The following is a 1,462-nucleotide window of genomic DNA, read 5'->3' as shown; positions in this document are numbered from 1 at the left end:
AAAGCTTTTAGAGCAAAATTTAGAGGAGTTAGAAATATAAAATTCTTTCTATTTAGACTATCTAATATTTATGCTTAATTAGTCTTGCTCCACAGGTTTTCGTATTGATCCACTTTCAGCCGTTCGCAGCTTGCTATTTCTCCGTTGGCCAGATCGCATTGGCTGCAGATGGATGTATTTTATGGAATGCGGAATCGGCTACACTGGCTGTCTATTTTAATTAGATGCCAATGGATTAGAATTTCTTCGCATAATATTTGGAGCGATTCCCTGTGCCATTCTTTGTGGGATTTATTTTTTAGCACTGAAAAAGCCTTTCCAGTCCCAGCGATTCATCAAGCCTAGTGCTGTTTTATGATTGATGGATATCCATTTCCTTATTTTGAATCCATGCTGCGCTGGCTTTTCTTCCTATAAAAAAATGCTCCAAATAGCGTCTAAACTTTTGGGTGCAGTCTAAAAGAGGGGGCTTTTTTTATAATGCATCTAGTGTATGCTTTTGGATAGTGCGAAGGCAAACTGCATATTAGGCTCTCAGCCATAAAAAGAAACCCGTCGGGAAACAGATGTAAAATTGGCTGTAAAATGCCAAAATCCAATCAAAACGCAGAAAAACCCCACAGGAGGCTAAAAAAAAATTGTCTGTAAAGGATGGGTTATGAGCGGGTTAAGAAAAAGATCGGAAAAACATTTAAAAAACTCTTCGAAAAGTATTGTATAACTGGAAAAAGGTGGTACTTTTGCACCCGCAACAGCGAAAAACGTTCATCAAAATAGTGGCAGGCACTGAATCAAAAGAAAAGCGATTTTCTAAAAAAAAAAAGATCCAGAAAAGCTTGCGGGATTTGAAAATGCTTTTTACATTTGCACCCCGCAAAACACGGAAGGCTCTTTGAATTACTGGCAGGAAAATTAAAAAAATGGGATGAAAAAATTCTCAAAAAAAACTTTAAATTTTTCTTGCAGGAAACAAAAAGAAGCATTAGTTTTGCACCCGCTTTGAGATAGAGGCGAAACAGAAAAAAGACACGTTCGTAGACATATTGAATTGACAGCCGTTCTGAAAGAGATTTCAGAACAGAAGAAATAAGAGCAGTAGAGTCGGAAGATTCGAAACAGCCAAAAAGAGAAGCATCGATTATATAATATTACAATATACGATGAAGAGTTTGATCCTGGCTCAGGATGAACGCTAGCGGCAGGCTTAACACATGCAAGTCGAGGGGTATGCCGATTTATCGGCAGAGACCGGCGCACGGGTGCGTAACGCGTATGCAATCTGCCTTTCACAGAGGGATAGCCCAGAGAAATTTGGATTAATACCTCATAGCATTATAGGGTGGCATCACTTTATAATTAAAGTCACAACGGTGAAAGATGAGCATGCGTCCCATTAGCTAGTTGGCAGGGTAACGGCCTACCAAGGCTACGATGGGTAGGGGTCCTGAGAGGGAGATCCCCC

General features: G+C 39.8%; 1 rRNA gene. It reads left to right on the top strand.

Features of this window, described 5'->3' with window-relative positions:
* Nucleotides 1-1,157: 1,157 nt before the first annotated feature.
* Nucleotides 1,158-1,462, top strand: a 16S ribosomal RNA gene (locus tag EG814_RS20830); the annotation flags it as partial.

The sequence above is a fragment of the Flavobacterium ustbae genome (assembly GCF_003946915.1).
GTDB classification, from domain to species: Bacteria; Bacteroidota; Bacteroidia; order Flavobacteriales; family Flavobacteriaceae; genus Flavobacterium; species Flavobacterium ustbae.
The sequence above is the reverse complement of the archived record's forward strand: the minus strand, read 5'-3'. Positions and strand labels throughout refer to the sequence as shown.